The organism is Bacillus pretiosus, assembly GCF_051294775.1.
GTDB classification, from domain to species: domain Bacteria; phylum Bacillota; class Bacilli; order Bacillales; family Bacillaceae_G; genus Bacillus_A; species Bacillus_A wiedmannii.
Genome location: NZ_JBPPHF010000404.1, coordinates 1 through 290, shown reverse-complemented (window position 1 = coordinate 290; position 290 = coordinate 1). Strand labels below are relative to the sequence as shown.

1 protein-coding gene is annotated in these 290 nt (G+C 39.3%); it reads left to right on the top strand.

Annotated features, from left to right (window positions below; all coding sequences use genetic code 11):
• Window positions 1-290: spore germination protein (locus ACSG5Z_RS31460; protein WP_435712912.1), on the top strand; the 290-nt coding region annotated here is incomplete at both ends.

Genomic DNA, 290 nt, shown 5'->3' with positions numbered 1-290 from the left:
TAAATACAGAGCGTCCAGATAGAGTCGCAGCAAATGTAATGGAAGGACGAGTTGCTATTTTATCTGACGGAGATCCAACAGTACTCATCGTACCTGTTACGTTTTTCGCTTTTTATCAATCACCAGATGATTATAATAACCGCTGGATTGTCGGTTCTTTCATCCGAATGATTCGCTTAGTAAGTTTTTTAATTGCCTTTCACTTGCCAGCTTTTTATATTGCAACTGTCGCTTTTCATCCCGATGTGTTGCCGCTCGAACTTGTGTATACAATTAAAGCTTCATTAGAG